At 71.6% G+C, this 19,628-nt stretch carries 17 protein-coding genes; 8 read left to right on the top strand and 9 right to left on the bottom strand.

From position 1 onward, the window contains the following. The 8 genes from ACIBA9_RS27630 to ACIBA9_RS27595 all read left to right on the top strand — a co-directional run. The coding region (locus ACIBA9_RS27630) for a condensation domain-containing protein (RefSeq protein ID WP_399367073.1) at positions 1-1,824 on the top strand (1,824 nt) is incomplete at its 5' end. A gap of 22 nt (positions 1,825-1,846) precedes the next feature. Next, positions 1,847-2,827, top strand: a complete 981-nt coding sequence (locus tag ACIBA9_RS27625; RefSeq protein ID WP_399367070.1) for a TauD/TfdA family dioxygenase — start codon at positions 1,847-1,849, stop codon at positions 2,825-2,827. Continuing rightward, on the top strand, positions 2,827-4,110 hold the full coding sequence (locus ACIBA9_RS27620; protein WP_399367068.1) for an MFS transporter: 1,284 nt from the start codon (positions 2,827-2,829) through the stop codon (positions 4,108-4,110). Before ACIBA9_RS27625 ends, ACIBA9_RS27620 begins: the two co-directional genes overlap by 1 nt. 22 nt (positions 4,111-4,132) lie before the next feature. Further along, on the top strand, positions 4,133-5,311 hold the full coding sequence (locus ACIBA9_RS27615; protein ID WP_399367066.1) for a cytochrome P450: 1,179 nt from the start codon (positions 4,133-4,135) through the stop codon (positions 5,309-5,311). Positions 5,312-5,362: 51 nt separating this feature from the next. Continuing rightward, on the top strand, positions 5,363-6,178 hold the full coding sequence (locus ACIBA9_RS27610; RefSeq protein ID WP_399367064.1) for a winged helix-turn-helix domain-containing protein: 816 nt from the start codon (positions 5,363-5,365) through the stop codon (positions 6,176-6,178). A gap of 16 nt (positions 6,179-6,194) precedes the next feature. Further along, positions 6,195-6,947 (top strand): thioesterase II family protein, encoded by a 753-nt coding sequence (locus ACIBA9_RS27605; RefSeq protein WP_399367062.1) that lies wholly within the window; start codon positions 6,195-6,197, stop codon positions 6,945-6,947. An 86-nt stretch (positions 6,948-7,033) separates the two neighbouring features. Then, positions 7,034-8,371: an erythromycin esterase family protein gene (locus ACIBA9_RS27600; protein ID WP_399367060.1), complete on the top strand. Its 1,338-nt coding sequence runs from the start codon at positions 7,034-7,036 to the stop codon at positions 8,369-8,371. 105 nt (positions 8,372-8,476) lie between these two features. Next, positions 8,477-9,367 carry a squalene/phytoene synthase family protein gene (locus tag ACIBA9_RS27595; RefSeq protein ID WP_399367058.1) on the top strand — a complete coding sequence of 297 codons (891 nt, stop codon included), beginning with the start codon at positions 8,477-8,479 and terminating at the stop codon, positions 9,365-9,367. Here ACIBA9_RS27595 and ACIBA9_RS27590 read toward each other — a convergent pair. The 9 genes from ACIBA9_RS27590 to ACIBA9_RS27550 all read right to left on the bottom strand — a co-directional run bounded on the left by ACIBA9_RS27590 (position 9,341) and on the right by ACIBA9_RS27550 (position 19,568). Then, positions 9,341-10,543, bottom strand: a complete 1,203-nt coding sequence (locus tag ACIBA9_RS27590; RefSeq protein ID WP_399367056.1) for an MFS transporter — start codon at positions 10,541-10,543, stop codon at positions 9,341-9,343. The two genes, ACIBA9_RS27595 and ACIBA9_RS27590, sit on opposite strands and share 27 nt — an antisense overlap. After that, positions 10,543-11,064, bottom strand: coding sequence for a GNAT family N-acetyltransferase (locus tag ACIBA9_RS27585; RefSeq protein ID WP_399367054.1), 522 nt, complete (start codon positions 11,062-11,064; stop codon positions 10,543-10,545). The genes ACIBA9_RS27590 and ACIBA9_RS27585 overlap by 1 nt, the downstream gene beginning before the upstream one ends. Positions 11,065-11,077: 13 nt before the next feature. Next, the gene (locus ACIBA9_RS27580) at positions 11,078-12,298 is read right to left on the bottom strand and encodes a type III PLP-dependent enzyme (protein ID WP_399367052.1); all 1,221 of its coding nucleotides are present in this window, start codon (positions 12,296-12,298) and stop codon (positions 11,078-11,080) included. Further along, positions 12,295-13,632 (bottom strand): DUF6271 family protein, encoded by a 1,338-nt coding sequence (locus ACIBA9_RS27575; RefSeq protein ID WP_399367050.1) that lies wholly within the window; start codon positions 13,630-13,632, stop codon positions 12,295-12,297. The genes ACIBA9_RS27580 and ACIBA9_RS27575 overlap by 4 nt, the downstream gene beginning before the upstream one ends. Next, the gene (locus tag ACIBA9_RS27570) at positions 13,629-14,660 is read right to left on the bottom strand and encodes a phytanoyl-CoA dioxygenase family protein (RefSeq protein WP_399367048.1); all 1,032 of its coding nucleotides are present in this window, start codon (positions 14,658-14,660) and stop codon (positions 13,629-13,631) included. Before ACIBA9_RS27570 ends, ACIBA9_RS27575 begins: the two co-directional genes overlap by 4 nt. Positions 14,661-14,822: 162 nt before the next feature. Beyond that, on the bottom strand, positions 14,823-16,334 hold the full coding sequence (locus ACIBA9_RS27565) for a glycoside hydrolase family 3 protein (protein ID WP_399367046.1): 1,512 nt from the start codon (positions 16,332-16,334) through the stop codon (positions 14,823-14,825). Positions 16,335-16,341: 7 nt separating this feature from the next. Beyond that, complete coding sequence (locus ACIBA9_RS27560; RefSeq protein WP_362157936.1) at positions 16,342-17,172, bottom strand: carbohydrate ABC transporter permease; 831 nt, start codon at positions 17,170-17,172, stop codon at positions 16,342-16,344. Then, positions 17,169-18,167, bottom strand: a complete 999-nt coding sequence (locus ACIBA9_RS27555; RefSeq protein WP_399367044.1) for a carbohydrate ABC transporter permease — start codon at positions 18,165-18,167, stop codon at positions 17,169-17,171. The genes ACIBA9_RS27560 and ACIBA9_RS27555 overlap by 4 nt, the downstream gene beginning before the upstream one ends. A 120-nt stretch (positions 18,168-18,287) precedes the next feature. Next, on the bottom strand, positions 18,288-19,568 hold the full coding sequence (locus tag ACIBA9_RS27550; protein ID WP_399367042.1) for an extracellular solute-binding protein: 1,281 nt from the start codon (positions 19,566-19,568) through the stop codon (positions 18,288-18,290). Between the last annotated feature and the right edge of the window lie 60 nt (positions 19,569-19,628).

Below are 19,628 nucleotides of genomic sequence, written 5' to 3'. Positions count from 1 at the left end.
CACGAAACCGTCGTCACCACCCACCAGGACACCGACGGCCACCGCCGACTCATCGCCTACACCGTCACCGACACCCCCCTCACCCCCACCGACCTGCGCACCCACCTCGCCCACACCCTCCCCGACTACATGATCCCCGCCCTCTTCGTCCCACTCGACCACCTCCCCCACACCCCCAGCGGCAAAGTCGACCGCCGCGCCCTCCCCCAACCCCACACCCAGACAGCACAACTGGCCACCAGCTACGAAGCACCCCACGACCAGACCGAGGAGGCTCTCGCCGCGATCTGGGCCGAAGTCCTCGGCATGGAGAAGGTCGGCATCCATGACAACTTCTTCGAGCTCGGCGGCGACTCCATCCTCTCCATCCAGGTCATCTCCCACGCCCGTCAGGCGGGCCTGCGCCTGACCTCCAAGCTGATGTTCGTCCACCAGACCGTCGCCGAGCTGGCGGCCGCCGTGCGGCGTGCCGGTGACGCCACCACAGCCGGACCGGGCGAGTCGCCCGAGGCGTCCGGAACGGTCGAACTGACGCCGGTCCAGCGGTGGTTTTTCGCCGAGCACACGACGTCCCCCGACCGGTACTCGATGTCCGTCCACCTCGCACTGGCCCCGGACACGGACCCCGCCGTGCTGGAGCGTGCCCTCGAAGCGGTGGTGGACCACCATGACGCCCTGCGCATGCGGTACACCACCGACGGCGCGGGCGGCTGGGGTCAGGAGTACGGCGAGCGCCCCGACGGGTTGCTCGTCGTCCGGGACCTCACGGCCGTCGACGACACCGCACAGGCGCTGCACGATGCCGCGCTGGCGGCCCAGCGCTCGCTGGACCTGCGCTCGGGCAACCTGGTGCGGGGCGTCTTCCTGCGCATGCCGGACCCGGCGCCGCCGCGCCTGTTCCTGGCCGTGCACCACCTGGTGATGGACGGGGTGTCCTGGCGGATCCTCCTGGAGGACCTGGCCACCGCGTACCGGCAGCTCGCGGCGGATCTGCCGGCCGATCTGGGTGCCAAGTCCGCCAGCTACCAGCAGTGGGCGCGGCGGCTTGCCGAACTGGTGCGCTCCGGCGGCCTCGACCACGAGACGGCGTACTGGCGCAAGGCGGTGTCCGCCACCGTGGACATCCCGTGCGACGGCCCGGCGGCGAGCAGGTACGGCGAGGTCGTCGTCGAGTCGTCGGCGCTGGACCGGTCGGTGACGGAGGCGCTGCTGCAGCGGGTGCCCGCGGCGTTCCGCACCCGGATCAACGACGTGCTGCTGGCCGCCCTGGGCCGGGTCCTGCGGGACTGGGCGGGCGCGCCGGTCACGATCGCCCTGGAGGGCCACGGTCGCGAGGAGCTGTTCGACGACGTGGACCTGTCGCGCACGGTCGGCTGGTTCACCACCATCTATCCGGTCGCCCTCGACGTGCCGGAGGGTCCCTGGGAGGCGGCGCTCAAGGCCGTCAGGAAGACCCTGCGCAAGCTGCCCGGACGCGGCCTCGGTTACGGGGCGCTGCGCTATCTGTCCGAGCCTGGCAGCGCCGCGCACACCGACCTCGCCGCCGCCCCGCATCCGCGGATCAGCTTCAACTACCTGGGGCAGTGGGACGGTGCCGCCGACGACGAGGGGCTGTTCCGGGACCGGCTGGACGGCCTCGGCGCCGACCAGGCACCCGACCAGGAACGCCCGCACCTGATCGACGTGGTCGCCGCCGTCAGCGATGGCGAGCTGCGCGTCGAGTGGCTGTACGCGCCGTCCGTCCACGCCCCCGCCACCGTCCGCCGGCTCGCGGACGCATTCTCCACCGCCCTGCGGCAGATCGCCGCCACGGCCGGTAACTGAACTAAGCATCGGAGGTTCTGCTGTGGCTCGTTACGTCCTGAGCGACGACGAGAAGAACGAAGTGGCCGCGGTCGCGGACGAGTTCCTCGCCACCCACCCGGTCTGGACGCCTCTGGAGTACGCGGACGACATCCGCGCCGAGGCCGAGCGGCTGCCGTTGGGGGTGCGCCGGTTCCTGGTGTCGTCGCGCGGCGCCGAGGACGCCATCATCGTGCTGGGGAACCTGCCCGTGGACGAGGACCTCGCGGCGACCCCGCCGAGCTGGCAGGTCGCGGAGAAGGAGGCCGCCGCGATCCGCGAGGAACTGGTGCTGCTGCTCGTCGGGTCCGTGCTCGGTGAGCCGTTCGGCTGGGTCAACCAGCAGAACGGCCGTCTCGTGCACGACGTCTGCCCGTCCAGGGGCCAGGAGACCTCGCTGACCAGCGCGAGCAGCCGACAGCAGCTCACCCTGCACACGGAGGACGTGTTCCACCCCTGCCGCGGCGACTACGTGGCCCTGATGTGCCTGCGCAACCCCGACGCGGTGGGCACGACCGTGGCGCCGGTGGATTCGGTGGAGTTCCCCGAGCGGCTGCGGTCGGTGCTGCACCAGGACCGCTTCCGGTTCTTCCCGGACGACTCGCACCATGTGGTGCCGCTGCACAGCGCGGAGCACCCGTCGGCGCTGGAGGACCGCCCGCACGAGGTGGCGTCGGTGTTGTTCGGCCCCGAGGAGGCGCCGTACCTGCGGATCGACGCGGACTTCACCGACGCCGTGCCCGGCGACGAGGAGGCGGAGACCGCCATGCGGGAAGCCGCCGGTCTGCTGGCCGCCGCGGCGCAACGCGTCGTCCTGCACCCCGGTGACGCCGTGTTCGTGGACAACTACCGGGCCGTGCACGGCCGTGACACGTTCACGCCCCGCTACGACGGGACCGACCGCTGGCTCAAGCGCACCAGCCTGGTCCGCGATCTGCGGCGTACCCACGTGCGGACGAAGTCGCGTTCGCGGCTGCTCGGCTGATGCCGGCCGAGAAGACGCGGTGGGGCGGCGGCTTCACGCTGCTGTGGGTGAGTTCGACGCTCGGCGAGTTCGCCTACAGCACGTCGCTGATCGTGCTGCCGCTGATCGTGCTGGCGTTGACCGGTTCGCCCTCGCAGGCGGGGATCATCGGCTTCGTGGACGCGGCGGCCATGCTCCTGGCGGGGCTGCCCGCCGGGGCCGTCGCCGACCGCTACGACCGCCGCGGCGTGATGCTGTGGTGCCAGGCGGCGCTGGTCGCCGTGTTCGGCGCGCTGGCCGTGCTGCTGTGGGCGGGCACCGTGTCACTGCCCGCGCTGGTGCTTCTCGCCCTGGTCAACGGGGCGGCGACGGCGCTGATGACGACGGCCGGGGAAGCGCTGATCCCCAGCCTGGTGGCCGAGGAGCGGCTCTCGGACGCGGTGGCGATGAACGGCGCGCGCACCTACGCGGGCCAGCTCGCCGGCACGTCCGCCGGCGGGTTCCTGCTGTCGCTGAAGAACGCGTTCCCGTTCGTCGTCGCCTGTCTGGCCCACCTGACCGGGCTGGTCATGCTGCTGGCCCTGAAGCGGCGGCCGGCGCCCGCCGGGGTCCCGGCCGACCGGCCGGTGATGAGCGGGCGGGGACTGCTGGAGGGGGTCCGCTGGATCATCCGCCATCCCTTCCTGCGGGTCGGACTGATCTCGGCGACGGCGACGAACTTCTTCTTCGGCGTCATCTACTTCGTCGTCATCGCCTCCGCGCAGACCAGCGGCATGAACACCGGGCTCATCGGGGTGATGGCGGCGCTGCTCGGCGTCGGCGGCCTGTTGGGCGCCCTCGCCGCGCCCCTGCTCCAGCGCGTCCTGACCGGCGCCCGCCCCATCTACGTCGTCCTGTGGACGTTCGTCGTGCTCACGGCGGGGATCGCGGTGCTGCCGGGCGGCTGGACGCCGGGGGTGCTGCTGGGGGCGATCGCCTTCGCTGCGCCGACGGCCAACGCGTACTTCACCACGCACCAGTTGAGGTTCACCCCGGACAGCCATCGAGGGCGGGTGGTCAGCGTGGCGGCCATCACGAGCGGTGCCGGCGGTGCCATCGCCCCGCTGGCGGGCGGCGTCGTCCTGGACGTGGCCGGCCGGTTCGCCGGCCTGCTGGGCTGCGCGGCGGTGATGGCGGTCGTCGCCCTGCTGACGTCGCTGAGCCCGGCCCTGCGCGACCTGCCGGAACCCCACGGCGCCGACTTCGACCACGAGGCGTCGTCCACCGCGGAACCGGCCGCGGTCGTCCCTCCTCCCATCCGCTGACAGACAGGCAGAGACACCCCCCATGACCGTTGATCTGGCCGACGCCGACCTCTACACCTCCGAGTCCCGCTTCACCATGTGGCAGGAGTACGTCCGGGCGGACGCGAAGGTCTGGAGCGATCCGGGCCTGTCCCCGTCCGGCTTCTGGTCGGTCTTCTCGCACCGCGACGTCTCCTCCGTCCTCTCCCCCAAGGCCCCCTTCACCTCCGAGTACGGGATGATGATCGGCTTCGACGCCGAGCACACCGACAGCTCGGGCGGCCGGATGCTGGTGGTGAGCGAGGGCGACTGGCACACCACGCTCAAGCGGCTCGTCGGCCCGTTCCTCTCGCGGCTGCGCGCCCCCGAACTGCGGTCGGTGCTGCACCGGGAGGTACGGGACATCATCGACCGGCTGCGGTCGCGGGACTCCACCGATATCGCCCTGGGCATCGGGCCGCGCCTTCCCGCCGCGATCGTCTGCGAGGTCATCGGCGTACCGCTCAGCGAGCGGGAGCATCTGATCGAGCTGACCAACCATGCCTTCGGCGGCGAGGACAGCAGCTTCGACAAGATGTCACCGGCCGAGGCGCACACGGAGATCCTCTTCTACTTCCACGAGCTGATCGAGCGGCGTCGTCGGCGGCCCGGCTCCGACCTGGTCAGCGCCCTGCTCGAAGACGGCCGGCTCAGTACCGAGGACGTGCTCGTCAACTGCGACAACGTGCTGATCGGAGGCAACGAGACCACGCGCCACTCGATCACCGGTGCCTTCCATATCTTCCAGGCGTTCCCGGGCACGCTGGACGCGCTGCACGCGGATCCGGAACTCGCCGGCCCGGCCGTGGAGGAGATGGTCCGCTGGACGTCCCCGGCCGCGCACGTCCTGCGGGTGGCCACGGAGGACTGCGAGATCGGCGGCCAGCGGATCCTCAAGGGGCAGCCGGTCGTGGCGTGGCTGTCCGCCGCCAACCGTGACGAGCGGCTCTTCCCGGAACCGCATCGCTTCGTCCCGGACCGCGCTCCCAACCGCCATCTGGGATTCGGCAACGGCCCGCACCACTGCCTCGGTGCCGCGCTCGCCCGGCTTGAACTACAGGCGCTGATACAGGAGTTGGCGTCCGAGGCCCGAGGTGTGGAACTCGCCGGGGACGTGCGCTGGATGCGTTCGAACCTGGTGCAGGGATACAGCAGCCTCAAGGTCTCCATGGACTGGCGCTGATCGTCCACCCATTCGTATGATCTTCAACGACCACTGGGGGGAGTGTTCGTCGTGCTGGAACTGCGCCTCAGCGTGGAGGACTTGGCTCGGGTACGCATCATCGACACCTTGGGCATGGCGTTCGAGACGCACATGGCCTGGGGGAGGTTGGGTGAGCAGCGCCGGGACGCGCTGACCGAATGGCGCCGGACGATCCGCCATCGGCTGCGCAGGGTGTCCGCGACGCATCCGGTGACGGAGCCCGCCGCGTCTCTCGTGGAGACGCTGACGTCTCCCCTCCCGCCCGACACGGACACGTTCCACACGGTGGCCGTGGAGCCGTTCTGGGACCGCATCCAGCGATTACTGAAGGCGGAACGCGACGCCGCCGGACGGGCGATGCTCGCCGGCGGCATGGAACAGGTCCTCAACAGCCGGCACGACGCCATCCGGTGGGACGCCCCGGTGCTCCGGGTCGACACCGCGCAGCCGTCAAGGCGTTCCAGCCCGGGCGGCCGGGGGGTGACCCTCGTCCCGTCCCTGTTCGCCCCGCACCCCCTGCTGATCGACGACCGCATGGGCTGGCCCGGTCTGCCGATCCTGGTCTACGACTTCACCCCGGACGCGGAGACGGCCGCCTCGCTGTGGCAGGGCGGCGAGGGGGAATCCGCGCTGCACGCCCTGCTGGGCCGCACGCGGGCCGACGTACTGGCGGCGCTGCGGGAGACCCGCTCGACCGGGCAGGTGGCCGACCGGGTGCGGATCTCGAGCCCCTCCGCCAGCAAGCACCTCACCGTCCTGCGCCGTGCCGGGTTCGTGACGACGGAGCGCCAGCAGAACCAGGCGGTCCACAGCCTCACCCCGCTGGGCGAGACCATCCTCGGCTGAAGAATCGGACCCCGACATGCCCCTTGCCTCTCCCTCGCCGTATCTGACCCGCCACACCCGGCCCGGCCGTCCCGCGCGCCGTCTGGTCTGCTTCCCGCACGCGGGGGGCGCGGCGAGCTTCTACCGCCCGTGGGCCCCGTACACGGACCCCGCGACGGAGCTGCTCGCGATCCAGTACCCCGGCCGCGAGAACCGGTTCCGCGAACCGCTGATCCCGACGATGGACCCGCTGACGTCTGCCGTCGCCGAGGAGCTGCTGGCGCTGCCGCCACTGCCGACCGTGTTCTTCGGGCACAGCATGGGCGCGGCCGTCGCGTACGAGACACTCCTGCGTCTCGACCAAGCGGGCGCCGCCGCCCACATCACCCGGCTGTGTGTCTCCGGCCGGTCCCCCGACGACTTCGCCGGCCCGGCCGTACGGACGGACGACGACGTGGTCGAGGCGGTCAGATCGCTGGGCGGCACCCATGCGGAGGTGCTCGACAACCCCGACATGCGGGAGCTGCTCCTGCCCGCGATCCGCAACGACTACCACCTGATCGACGGCTACCGCCGCCGGTCCGACGCGCCCCCGCTGCGCGTCGACGTCCACGCCCTGACCGGTGACCGGGACCCCCGGGTCACCCCCGAGGAGATGGCCGGCTGGAGTGCCCTGACCTCGGGCTCCTTCACCCTCACGGTGCTGGCGGGCGACCACTTCTACCTGGTGCCGGCGACCGAGCGGGTGGCCCGCATCGCCATGGAACCGGTAGAGCCTCTTCCGGTTTAGCGGCATACCCGTCGTCGGGGCAGCCCGCGACGAGGCCGGGGGTGCGCCGGATGTTCCCAGGCCGCCCGGAACCGGAACCTTGTCGTATGAGGCGAATCCGGTCCGTACCCATCCTGTTCCTGGTGACGCTGCTCTGCGCGGGCATCGTGGGCTCCGCCACGCTGCCACCACCCGAGACGCGCGCCCTGCGGGCCGCGGAACGCGGCGCCCACCCCCTGCGCACCACCCGGCCGTACGGCGACCTGGGCGACCTGCGGCCGCTGGGCCGCATGGTGGGCGGTGCGAAGGTGGTCGGGCTCGGCGAGGCGACGCACAGCTCGCACGAGTTCTTCGCCCTGAAGCACCGTGTGCTGCGCTACCTGGTGGAGCACGAGGGCTTTCGCACCTTCGCCCTGGAGACGAGCTGGAGCAGCGGTCTGCGGCTGGACGCGTATGTGCGCACCGGCGAGGGCGACCCGCGGCGCATCATGCGGGAGGAGTTCCAGGACACCTACGCGTGGTGGGACACGGAGGAATACCTGGGCCTCGTCAGGTGGATGCGCGCCTACAACGTCGAACACCCCCGGGACCCGGTGCGCTTCATGGGCGACGACTTCGCGTACGCGGGGCCCGAGCTGTACGACAGGGTGCTGCGGTACGCGGCCCGCTACCTGCCGGGCCTGCTGCCGCGTCTCACCACGCTGTACCGGGGGCTGCGGCCCACCACGTCGGCGGGCACCTACATGAAGACGTATCTGTCCCGGCCCCTGGCCGAGCGCCGCGCGATGGCCGTCCGCGCGGAGGCGGCGCTGTCCCTGCTCGCCCGGCAGCCGGTCCCCCGCGGCGCGACCGAGGACGCCCACGCCTGGATCGTGCAGCACGCACGGGCGCTGGCGCAGACCGCGCGCGGCTACGCGTTCGACTTCGACGATCCCGGGCAGCTGAGGTCGTCCATGCGCTACCGCGACCGTCTGATGGCGGACAACGTCGCCTGGTGGGTGGCCCGGACGGGCCGCAAGGTGCTGCTGTCCGCGCACGACAGCCATGTCTCCTACCGCACCTCCGACACGCGCTACCCCCGCATGCAAGGCGCCTTCCTGCGGGAGCGGCTGGGCGCGGACTACGTGAGCGTCGCCACGACGTTCGGCGACGGATCCTTCAACGCGACGGACCGGGACGGCACGGCCCGTGTCCACACCGTGGGAGCCCCGCCGCGCAACAGCACCGAGCGCTTGCTCGACCGGATCCGGCCCGGCGACTACTTCATGGACCTGCGCACCTCCCCCGCCGCGGCCCGCGCCTGGCTGAACACCCCCCGGCCCACCCGCAGCATCGGCACCTCCTACCCCGAGCGCCTCCACGCCATCGCGCCCACGACGTTCTACGACGTCCTCATCCACCTCCACCACGTCACACCGGCCCACCTCCTCGCGCCCCCGGACTGACAACCGCCGTCGCGGCCGGAAACCCGGTTCGAGACCCCGCCCCCCTCCGACCCCGGTCCCCCCAGGGTGATCCGCCGTCAGCGGCCCCTGTCTACGATCGCCCTCATGAGCGGTTGGACGAAGAGCCTGGACGCGGCCGGGGTCCGGGAAGCGGGGTCGCGTCGGGACTACGACGCCCAGCGGCGGGTGGTGTGCAGGTACCGGCGGACCGCGTATCTGGCCGCCAGGCTGTTGCTCCCGCGGGAGCTGCTGCCGCATGTGGTGGCGGCGACGGCCTTCATGCACCACGGGGACGATCTCCTGGACACCGGTCCCCTGCCGCGGCGCGCGGCGGCATGGGCCTCCTGGGAGCGGGGGGTGCGCGAGGCGATGGCGACGGGCACCAGTGACGACCCCTTGCTGCGCACACTCGTGCACACCGTCCGCGCTCGGCCGTCGCTGCGCGGGATCGTGGAGGACTATCTGTCGACCGCCACCGCCGAACTGCACTTCACCGGCTTCCCCACCGAGGCCGACTTCCAGGATTACGTCGACGCCTATGCGTACCCGGCGTTCATGCTCGTCGCCGGTCTGCTCGCGCCGGAGGGCGACGACGCGCGGTACCGGGCGGCGTGCCGGACGTTCATCGAGGGCAGCCAGCGGCTGGACTTCGTCAACGACCTCGCCGAGGACCTTCGCGAGGGGCGGGTGGGCATCCCGGTCGCCGCGATGGAACGCTTCTCCCTCACCGTGGACGACCTGTCGGCGACCGGGGCCGGCGACACCGGCGTGGCGGAGCTGGTGGCGGACCAGGTGGCACTCGCCCGCGCCTCCTTGCTGGCCGCCGGTGAACTGCCGGCGCTGACCCCGGCGCCCGGTCGACGGCTCGCGGGCGCGCTGCTCGACATCGAACTGCTCACCGCAAACGCGGTGCTGGCGCGGGGCGCCGGGGTGCTGCGCGGGTCAGTGAGCCCGCCGTTCGCCCGATCCCTACGCGCTCTCGCCCGCCGCTACTGACACCTCCGTGACCGGGGGCCGGCCGGGCCAGGGGATCCACAACGCCGTCAGGGTGACGACCAGGGCGGATGCCGCCACCGTCGCCATGCCCAGGGTGAGGTTCGCCGCGCTCGCCACGAAACCGATCAGGGCGGGGCCGCCGAGCAGGCCCGTGGTGCCCATCGCGGCGACCAGGGCCAGCGCGTCGGAGCCGTGCTCGGCCGCCGCGACGTACACGCACGGGGTGACGGCCGCCGCCCCGAGGCCGACGCAGGCGAAGCCGAGGAGCGTGGGGACGACCCCGCCGGCGAGCAGCGCCAGGGCCAGGCCGACGGCGGCCACGGCGCTGCCGACGCGGACCACGCGCCCGTCGCCCCAGCGGGTGCGCCAGCGGTCCGCGCACACGCGGGCCAGCAGCATCATCACGGAGACGACCGCGATGCCGAGCGGGGCCACCGTGGCGGACGCCTTGACGACGTCCTTCAGGTAGAGCGTGGACCAGTCGTTCATCGCGCCCTCGGTGATCGTGCCGAAGGCCATGGCACAGCCCATCAGCAGGGTCGTGGCGGAGGGGAGCGCGAGGCGCCCGCGGCGGCGTCCGGGTGTCCGGTCGGGCCGGGGCGCCGGTCCGTCCGGCAGCAGGCCCGTGCGGGAGCCGGCCAGCAGGAGCAGCGACAGGGCCCCGGCCACCGCGAAGTGGACCGGGACGGAGGCGGTCAGGGTGGTCGTGCCGGAGGCCAGCAGGGCCCCGGCGAGCAGGCCGGCGCTGAAGGTGGCGTGCAGCTGGGACATGGCGGTGCGGTCGTACGCCTTCTCCAGCGCGGCGCCCTGCGCGTTCATGGCGACGTTCAGGCAGCCCACGGCGACCCCGTCGGCGCAGACCGCGAGGAGGGCGAGGGGGTAGTTCGGTACGACGGACAGGGCGGCCAGTACGGCGACCAGGCCGAGGGCGGAGAGCAGGGACAGCCGCCGGGAGCCGAGGCGGCGGGTCAGGACGGCGACGAGCGGGAACGAGGCCGCGGCGCCCGCCCCGCAGGCCATCAGCAGCAGGCCCACCTCCCCGGCGCCCAGGTCGAGCCGGGACTTGAGCGCGGGGAGGCGGGAGACCCAGGTGCCGTACTGGAAGCCGAGGAAGCAGAACAGCGCCGCGATCGACCACTTGGCGCGCGGGAAGGAGAGGGCGGCAGGGCCGGGCATCAGACCGCTCTCCGTCCTTCGAGGAGGCGGCCGGCGGTGGCCACCCGGGCGGACATGTAGACGGCGTCGTCGCCGTAGTGCGGTGGGAGGTCGGCCTCGCGGTGGGCGCGGTAGCCGTTGGCCCGCCAGAACGGCTCCTTGCCGGCGACCGCGACCAGCGAGATGGTCTCGAAGCCGCGGCCGAGGGCGACATCGGTCAGATGGCGCACCAGCCGGGTGCCGAGGCCTCGGCGGCGCAGGGGCTCGCCGACGACGAGGTCGTGCAGATGGAGGTTGTCCGAGTGGTGGGCGACCTGTTCCGGGCGGGAGAGGTCGGGACAGCGAAACCTCGGGTAGGGCAGGGCGAGGACGTAGCCCGCGAGCCGGCCGTCGAGGTCGAGGACGAAGCAGGTGCCGGCGGAGGCCCGGGCCCGTGAGCGCAGCAGTTCCTCGCCCTCCGTGAGGGAGAGGTCCGCGTAGGCCTCGGTCTCCAGAGCGGCCAGCCGTGGCCAGTCGGTCTCGGCGATGCCCCGTATGCGCATGAGGTGTCCCATCTCAGTGCCGTTCGTCAGGGGTCGCGGGCGCGCCGGTGCCGCGTACGCAGACGCACGGCAGCGGGCGGACGCCGTTGAACCCCTGGGTCATGTAGCTGGTGGCGTAGGCGCCGGCGGACAGGACCCACACCGGGTCTCCGGAGGTCACGGACCGGGGTACGCGCACCGGGTGCCGGCCCTCGCCGTAGGCGTCGTCGCTGTCGCAGGTGGGTCCCGCGACGACGGCGTCGACGTGCTCCTCCGTCGCAGAACGGGTGGGGAAGACCAGTCGGTGGGTCAACTGGTCCATCTCGTAAAGGCCGTTGAACTTGCCGCAGCTCAGGTAGAGCCAGTGGTCGTCGGACCCGTCCGGGTGCCGGCGCCGGGTGAGCCGCAGGACGTGGGCGCGGACGGCGCCGTGGTCGGCGACCAGGTGGCGGCCCGGTTCCAGCACGAAGGCGAGGGGTGCGGGGCTGAGGTCGCGCAGCCGGTCCATGCCCTCGCGGAGCACGGTGAAGATCTTGTCCAGGGGCGGTTCGAGGAGGTTGCCGTGGCGGTCGCGGTAGCCGAGGGCGGGCAGCCCGCCGCCGAGGTTGACGTGGTCCGGTGTGATCCCCCGTCCGACCAGCGCGGTGAGGGTGTCGGCGAGGGTGTCCAGGGCCTGCTGCCAGGCCTCGCCGGTCATCTGCTGGGAGCCGACGTGCACGGACAGGCCCGCCGGGGTCAGGCCGGCCGCGCGGGCGGTGGTGGCCACGCGGACGGCGTCTGCCGGGGTGCAGCCGAACTTGCGGTTCAGGCCCCACAGGGCGCCCTCGCCGCTGGTGGCGAGGCGGCAGAAGATCCGGGCGCCGGGGGCGTGTGCGGCGATCGCCGTGACGTCCTCGACGCTGTCGGTGGCGAAGGTGCGGATGCCGAGCCGGTGCGCCTCGGCGATGTCCCGGTCGGACTTGACGGTGTTGCCGTAGTGGACGCGGTCCGCCGGGGCGCCCGCGCCGAGGGCCTGGGCGATCTCGGCGGGGCTCGCGGCGTCGAAGCCGGCGCCCCGGTCGGCGAGAGCGCGCAGGACCTCGTCGACGGGGCAGGCCTTGAGGGCGAAGCGGACCCGCAGGCCCGGCAGTTCCCTGAGCAGCGCGTCGTACTGGGCCTCGATGCCGGTGAGGTCGTAGACGACACGGTCGCCCGGTGCTGCGCCGAGTGCGGTGGCGAGGGTTTCGCCGAGGTCGCGTGCGGTGCCGTGGTTCACGCCGGTCCGTCCCCCGGGCCGGGTGCGGTGGTGCGGGCGGCGCGCACGAGCGCGGGCCACGCTTCGACGAGGTGGGCGAAGTCCTCGATGTCCCGCGCGGCCTCGTCGAGCAGGCGGTCGCGGCCGGATGCCAGCAGCTCGGCGAAGTCCGCGTAGCGGCCGCCCAGTTTGCGGTAGGCGGTGTCGATCCGGTCCAGCCGCCAGACGTTCTCGGCGCGGTCCAGTCCGATGCTCTCGCGCAGCAGCGCGGTGATCGCCTCGGGGCGGACCTGTCCGGTGTCGTCGAGGAGTCGGTCGCCCGCGGCCGCCATCCGGTCGTAGACGTGGTGGAAGTAGAGCATCGACAGCAGGAACTTCACGAACCGCCGCTGGTAGGCGGGGAAGCCGGCGTCGGTACGGCGTTCGGGGGTGTGGAAGTTCTCGATGTGCCGGTTGTGCAGGATGCCGGGCAGTCCCGCGTCGTGGACGAGGTGCAGGAGGAAGTAGTCGCTGCCGATGGTGTCGGTCGCGGGCGGCAGCGGAATCCGCTCGTAGACCGCCCGGTCGAAGGCGACGTTGCACATGTCGACGCGCATCGGGTCGACCAGGGTGAGCGTGGAGTCGTCACCGGTGAAGGGGGTCGTGCCCGCGCCGGTGAAGGACTCCTCCACCAGGTGCCGCCTGCGGTCCTCGGGCCAGTCGCCCGGCGCCCACAGACCGACCACGTCGTGGTAGACGCCCTCGTCCAGGCGCCGTATCTCGGCGATGTCGACGGAGAGTTCGCCGATGAAGGAGGCTCCGACGAGCGAGACCGGGCGCTCGGCGAGGGCGGCGTCGAGGTCGGTGCGGGTGACGCCGGCCGCTGCCTCGGCGGCGGGCCGGCCCAGCCAGGGCAGTTCGTGCTGGACGGGGAACACCGGCTGCCCGGAGTGGAGTTGGTAGGTGCTGTCGGAGTCCCTGCGGTGCACGGAGCGACAGCCGAGGGCGGTGGCCAGCAGGAAGGCGCGGTTGGTGCAGGCGCCGTAGGAGACGGTGGAGGGCAGCATCAGGCGCAGCAGTCGGTCGGGGTCCGGCAGGCCCGCGGTCCGCACGACCTCGCGCAGGAAGTCCCGTTGGGGTTCCTCGCCCAGGTGGTGGACGGTGACTTGGGGGACGGCGGGCAGTGCGGCGAGGACGCGTGCGTGTTCGGCGCGGGTGGGCTCGTCGCAGGAGTCGAGGACCAGCAGCCGGACGTCGGCGCCGAAGCGGCGGGCGGCGTGGGCGGCCTCGTCGTGCAGGGCGGTGAGGGTGACGGAGCAGGCCCGGTTGGTGGGCAGGACTAGGCAGATCGGGGGTGCGGTGAGGGGCTGGTTCACCGGGCGGTCCCGTCCGTCGTCCAGGAGTCCAGGCCCAGGAGTCTGCGGCCGAGCGGGTCGAGTTCGGCGGTGCCGTAGCGCAGGGCTTCGGGTTCGCGGGCGTCGCCGAGCAGGGTGGCGTTCCAGTCCGGGGTGGCCAGCGTGCGCCAGGAGTGCACCCGGGAGTCGCGCAGCGCCGTGTGCTCCTCCAGCGCGGGCATCATCGACAGGTACTGCACGGCTCGGACACCGTTGTCAGAGAGGTTCGGGCCGACGCCGTGCGCCAGCAGCCCGTTGAAGATCAGCAGGTCGCCGGCCTGGAGGTCGGGTCGGACCACCGGGAACTCGGCGCGGTCGGTGCCCGGGCGGACGGGGTCGCGGCCGGCCGGCTGGGCGACGCGCCACTCCTCGAAGCGGCGGAAGAGTTCCGGCGCGCACTGGAAGCCACCGAGTTCGGGCCGGGTGTCGGTGAGCGCGATGATGCCCTGGACGCGCTGCGGCAGGACGGCGAGGGTGGTGTCGACGTCCCAGTGCAGTTCGATGTCGAAGCCCTCGTCGGTGGGCTCGATCAGGGAGCGGGAACGGGTGTGCACATTGGGCGGGTTGAGGTTCAGCCGGTCCAGGGTGACCCACAGTTCCTCGCAGTCCCAGACGTCCACGAAGGCGTCGTAGACCCGCTGGTTCTGCCGGCTGTCCCAGAGGAGCTGGTGGTGGTAGGCCTCGACGAAACCGTAGATGAAGAGGTGCTGGTCGAGCTCGGAGCGGAACTCCGGTTCGGTGTACCAGGTTTCGGGGCGGCCGGGGTCCAGGCCCTGGAACCGCCAGGCGAAGTCGAGCAGGCCCTTGGCCTCGCCGGGGGTGATGGCCTCCCGGACGACGACATAGCCGTAGGTCTGCCAGAAGGCGTGGTCCTCCTCGGACAGCACCCTGAGGGGGCGCTGTTTGTCGAGGTCGCGCAGGGGTGTCGGGGCGAGGTAGGTCTCGCCGTCGGCGCTGAAGTAGGGGCGGTCGGATGCCGCTCGGTGGAGGTAGGGCGCGGACGTCTGCATGTGATCACTCCGGGGTGATGGGACGGCAGGCACCAACGGGGTCGGACGTGAGACATGTGCCGGTGGCATGTGCGAGGGCGTGAAGGGCCACCGGGCCTCCCTTGCGGGAGGGAAGAGGGGGGCCGCCCGCGGGGAGGTGCGGGCGGCCGGTGGGCGGGCGGGTCAGCCGGCGACGACGGCCTCGGCGGCCGCGACGCCGCAGACGCGGGCCGCGCCGTAGGTGGCGATGTGCCGGGCGCCGCGCGGCGGGGCCTGGGGCAGGCCCATCTCGACCACGACGGTGTCGGGCCGTGCGGCGAGCAGGGTGTCGAGGGCGGAGCCCATCCAGTCGTGGCGGTGCGCGTCGCGCACCACGGCGACGATCCGGCGGCCGTCGGCCGCGGCGAGGGCGGCGGTGCCCGCGTCGGCGCCGGTGAAGGAGCCGGCGGTGCTGCCGGGCAGCAGCCGCTGGAGTTCGGCGGCCACGCCCCAGGGGGTCTGGTCGCCGACGGCGATGTTGGGCGCCGGGTTGAACTGGGCGGTGAACACCGGTTCGGTGACCGGTGCGGCGGCGCCGGCTCGGGTGACGGTCAGGGCGCGGCGGGCCGCGACCAGGCCGATCTCGGGGTCGGGCGCCGTCTCGGCGGCGGCGCCGCGGGTCCGCGCGGTCCAGGCGGCCAGCGAGCGCACCCGGGCGGCCGCGTCGGCCAGCCGCTCCTCGGGCAGTTCACCGGAGCGTACGGCGGCCACGAGCGCGTCGCGCAGTCCCAGCACGGTGCCCTCGTCACACAGTCCGCCGCCCACGCAGATGGCGTCGGCGCCGGCCGCGATGGCCAGGACCACGCCGTGTTCCAGACCGTAGGTGCCGGATATCGCGCGCATCTCCATGCCGTCGGTGACGATCAGGCCCTGGTAGCCGAGTTCGCCGCGCAGCAGGTCGGTGAGGATGCGCCGGGAGAGGGTGCCGGGGCGTTCGGCGTCGAGGGCGGGCACCAGGATGTGCGCGCTCATGACGGCCCGGGTGCCGGCGGCGATCGCGGCGCGGAAGGGCGGCAGTTCACGGGCGTAGAGGGTGTCGGCGTCGACGTCGATGCGGGGGACGGCGTGGTGGGAGTCGACGTTGGTGTCGCCGTGCCCGGGGAAGTGCTTGGTGCAGGCGGCGACGCCGGTGGACTGCAGGCCCTCGACCCAGGCGGCGGTGTGCCTGGCCACCAGGTCGGTGTCCGCGCCGAAGGAACGGACACCGATCACGGGGTTGTCGGGGTTGGCGTTGACATCGGCGGACGGCGCCCAGTCGAAGTTGACCCCGCAGGCGGCCAGGCGCCGGCCCAGCTCGCGGGAGACGGCCCGGGTGAGGTCGGGATCGTCGACGGCGCCGAGGGCGTGGTTGCCGGGGAAGGAGGAGCCGGTGCGCACGTCGAGGCGGGTGACGTCGCCGCTCTCCTCGTCGATGGCGACCAGCAGGTCGTCCCGCTCGGCGCGCAACCGCGCGGTGAGGGCGGTGACTTGCTCCTCGCTGACGACGTTGCGGCCGAACAGGGCGACGGAGGCCAGGCCTTCGGCGACGCGGCGGCGCACCCAGTCGGGCGCGGTGGTGCCGTCGAACCCCGGTTGCAGTACCGCGAGGGCGTCCCGGGTGAGGGTGTCGCCGCCGGCGGAGCCGCTGCCGGACGCGGTGGTGACGATGGTGGTCATCGGGGCGTCATCCCTTCACGGCGCCGTCGGTCAGACCGCTGACAGCCTTGCGTTGCAGGAAGATGAAGAGGATCAGGATGGGCAGCGCGAACAGGGACGAGGCGGCCATGGTGGCGCCCCAGTCGTCGCCGAAGGCGGTCCGGAACTGCGACAGCCACAGCGGCAGGGTCTGCTTCTCGTTGTCCTTGTTGAGGATCAGGACGAGGGGGAACTCGTTCCAGGCGGTGATGAAACCGAACAGCGAGGTCGCCATCAGGCCGGGCGCGAGCAGCGGGAAGATCACCTTGACGAAGGCCTGGAAGCGGGTGCAGCCGTCGACCATGGCCGACTCCTCCAGCTCCTTGGGCACGGCGGCGACATAGCCGCGCAGCGTCAGGATCGTCAGGGGGAGCACCATCATCGTGTAGAAGACGGTGAGCGGGACGAGGCTGTCGAGCATGTCGTTGTCACGGACGATCATGTAGATGGCGATGATCATGACCTCCCAGGGGGCCATCTGCGCCAGCATGAAGGTCACGACGAGCCCACGCCGGCCCTTGAAGCGCATCCGCGTGAGGGCGAAGGCGGCGAACAGGGCGATGACGAGCGAGAAGACCACCGACAGGACCGTGACGGTGACCGAGTTGGCGACCAGCGTCCAGAAGTGGTCGGCGTGGACGACCTTGTCGAAGTGGCTGAAGGTGACGTGGGTCGGGAACCAGACGGGATCGTCGGTGATGATGTCGTTGGCCGGTTTGAAGGCCGTGGCGAACATCCAGTAGACGGGGAACACGAAGCCGACGAAGAGGACGACGGCGGTCGCGTTGGGCCAGACACGGCCGAGAACCGAGCGCTTCACAGCTCGTCCTCCTCTTGCTTGAGCACCATGCGCAGGTAGTACGAGGTGATGGCGAGCAGGACCAGGATGGTCAGGAACGAGATCGCCGCGCCGACTCCGAAGTGCTGGTTGCCCACGCCCTCGACATAGGCGTAGATCGGGAGGGTCTCGGTGAGGTGGTCGGGGCCGCCCTCGTTCATCGCGAAGATCTGCGGGAACGCCTTGAAGACCCAGATCACCTCGAGGAAGGTCGTGGCGTAGAGGAACGGCCGCAGGAAGGGCAGGGTCACCGAGGTGAAGCTCTTCCAGGCGTCGGCGCCGTCCAGCGAGGCAGCCTCGTACAGTTCCTTCGGGATCGTGGTGGTGGCGGCGTAGAGGTTGATCGCCACGAACGGGATCGACTGCCAGACGATCAGCAGGGTGACCACGGCGAAGGTGGAGAACTGGGTCTCCAGCCAGTTGTGGTCGGCCATGGAGTGCCAGCCGAGCTTGTCCAGCACCCAGTTGACGACGCCGAAGCGCTGGGCGAACAGCCACTGGTAGACGGTGGTGGCGGCGATGACGGGCATGGCCCAGGCGAGGACGAGGCCGGCCATGAGCAGCAGCCGCATCCTCTTGCCGAGGCGGGCCAGCAGCAGTCCGATCAGGGAGCCGAGGCCCATGATCAGGACGACGTTGGCGGCGGTGAAGAAGACCGAGCGCTCGACGACGTGCCAGAACTCCGACTCGGTCAGGACGTTCCGGTAGTTGTCTACGCCGTTCCACTCGGTGAGGTGCTGGATGAGCTGGCGCGGGTTGAGGTTCTGGAACGACAGCATGCCGTTCTTGACCAGGGGCCAGCCGAGCAGGACCAGGGTGGCCAGCAGAGCGGGCAGCAGGAGCAGGTAGGGGGCGGCGGCGCCCCGGCGGGACGGTCCGCGGGAGGTGCGGTCCTCACCTCTCGGCGGCGCCGGCACCCGGGCCTTGTGGACAGCGGGCTCCCCGGCCGTGTCCGTGCCTTCGGTCTGCACTGACATGCGTTGTCATCTCTTCCGTGGCCGTACGAACGACTTCCTCGGCCGTGCCTACGGCGTCCGTGGCCGCACGCACGGCACATGACTGCCGGGGGTGCCCGTGCGGCACCCCCGGCGCGGTCATCAGTTCTGCTGGGCCAGGCGCTTGTTGATCTCGCCCTCGACCTGCTTGGCGGCGTCCGCCGGGGACTTACCGTTCAGCACCGCGGTCATATAGGACTTGATCGGGTTGGGGGTGTTCTCCACCGCGGCCCACTCGGGGATCAGCGGGGTGGTGCCACCGGCCGCGGCACCCGGGGCGGCGGCCTCGGCGGCGCCGTTGCCCTTGAGGTTGGCCTCCAGGGACGTCTTGTTCGGGATGACGCCGTTGAGCTTGGCCAGCTCGCCCTCGTACTTGTCGGACAGGGCGATCTTCAGGAACTCCTTGGCCAGGGACTGCTTCTTGCTGCCCTGGGCGACGGCGAGGTTGGAGCCGCCGAGGAAGACGCCCTCGGGCTTGTCGGCCGTCTCGCCCGGGATGGTGAAGTAGCCGAGGTCCTTCTCGATGGCCTTGTTGGTCTGGACGGCGGTGCCGGCCTCCCAGCCCATGCCGATGAAGGCACCGGTCTTGCCCTTGGCGAAGACCGTCGCCTGCTGCGGGGTGGCCTCGTCCTTGTCCTTGGGGGCCTTGGAGTAGGAGGCGTACTTCTTGTAGATCTCGATGGCCTTCGCGACCTTCGGGTCGCCGAGGTTGGAGACGTACTTGCCGCCGTCCTTCTTCACCAGGTCGGCGCCCTGTCCGATGGTCAGGCCGTCGAAGAAGTACCAGTTCTGGCCGGGCAGGTAGAGCGGCTCGGCGTCGGTCTTCTTGCCGATGGTCTCCAGGTCCTTGAAGAACTCGTCCCGGGTCTTGGGCGTGGTCTTGATGCCGGCCTTCGCCCAGATCGCCTTGTTGTAGATGACGACGCGGTTGGCGAAGTACCAGGGGGCGGCGTACTGCTTGCCGTCGTAGACGGAGGACTGGGAGACCGACGGCGTCCAGTCGGCGCCGATCTGCTGCTTGAGGTCGCCCAGTTCGGCGAGACCGCCGGTGGCGGCGTAGGCCGGGGTCTGGGTGTTGCCGACCTCCAGCACGTCCGGCGGGGTGTCCTCGGAGAGGGCGGTGGTGATCTTCTGCTGGATCCCGTCCCACTTCTGGATCTCGAACTTGAGCTTGGCACCGGTCTTCTTCTCGAAGGCGGCCTGGACGTCCTTGGACCACTGCGGGGCAGCGGAACCGTCCATCGTCCAGACGGTGAGCGTCTGGCCCTTCCAGCTCTCGGGACCCGCGTCCTTACCGCTGTCCTTGCCGTCGTCGCCGCCACACGCCGAGACGGAGACCATCATGCCCGCGATCACGATCGCGGCAGCAAGCTTGCGCTTCACGCCACCCTCCTCAGGGATGCCACTAACCCCCCACGCCCTCGGCGGTGACCTGCGTACGAC

The sequence above is a fragment of the Streptomyces sp. NPDC051452 genome (assembly GCF_044454765.1).
Lineage (GTDB): Bacteria > Actinomycetota > Actinomycetes > Streptomycetales > Streptomycetaceae > Streptomyces.
Note: the sequence above shows the minus strand (reverse complement) of the source record. Positions and strands in the feature narration are given on the sequence as shown.

Excerpts from the sequence above, each read along its gene's own strand:
- ACIBA9_RS27570 (WP_399367048.1), bottom strand. The coding sequence starts at position 14,660 with ATGCAGACGTCCGCGCCCTACCTCCACCGAGCGGCATCCGACCGCCCC.
- ACIBA9_RS27595 (WP_399367058.1), top strand. The coding sequence starts at position 8,477 with ATGAGCGGTTGGACGAAGAGCCTGGACGCGGCCGGGGTCCGGGAAGCG.
- ACIBA9_RS27615 (WP_399367066.1), top strand. The coding sequence starts at position 4,133 with ATGACCGTTGATCTGGCCGACGCCGACCTCTACACCTCCGAGTCCCGC.
- ACIBA9_RS27585 (WP_399367054.1), bottom strand. The coding sequence starts at position 11,064 with ATGCGCATACGGGGCATCGCCGAGACCGACTGGCCACGGCTGGCCGCT.
- ACIBA9_RS27555 (WP_399367044.1), bottom strand. The coding sequence starts at position 18,167 with ATGTCAGTGCAGACCGAAGGCACGGACACGGCCGGGGAGCCCGCTGTC.
- ACIBA9_RS27590 (WP_399367056.1), bottom strand. The coding sequence starts at position 10,543 with ATGCCCGGCCCTGCCGCCCTCTCCTTCCCGCGCGCCAAGTGGTCGATC.
- ACIBA9_RS27565 (WP_399367046.1), bottom strand. The coding sequence starts at position 16,334 with ATGACCACCATCGTCACCACCGCGTCCGGCAGCGGCTCCGCCGGCGGC.
- ACIBA9_RS27605 (WP_399367062.1), top strand. The coding sequence starts at position 6,195 with ATGCCCCTTGCCTCTCCCTCGCCGTATCTGACCCGCCACACCCGGCCC.
- ACIBA9_RS27620 (WP_399367068.1), top strand. The coding sequence starts at position 2,827 with ATGCCGGCCGAGAAGACGCGGTGGGGCGGCGGCTTCACGCTGCTGTGG.
- ACIBA9_RS27600 (WP_399367060.1), top strand. The coding sequence starts at position 7,034 with ATGAGGCGAATCCGGTCCGTACCCATCCTGTTCCTGGTGACGCTGCTC.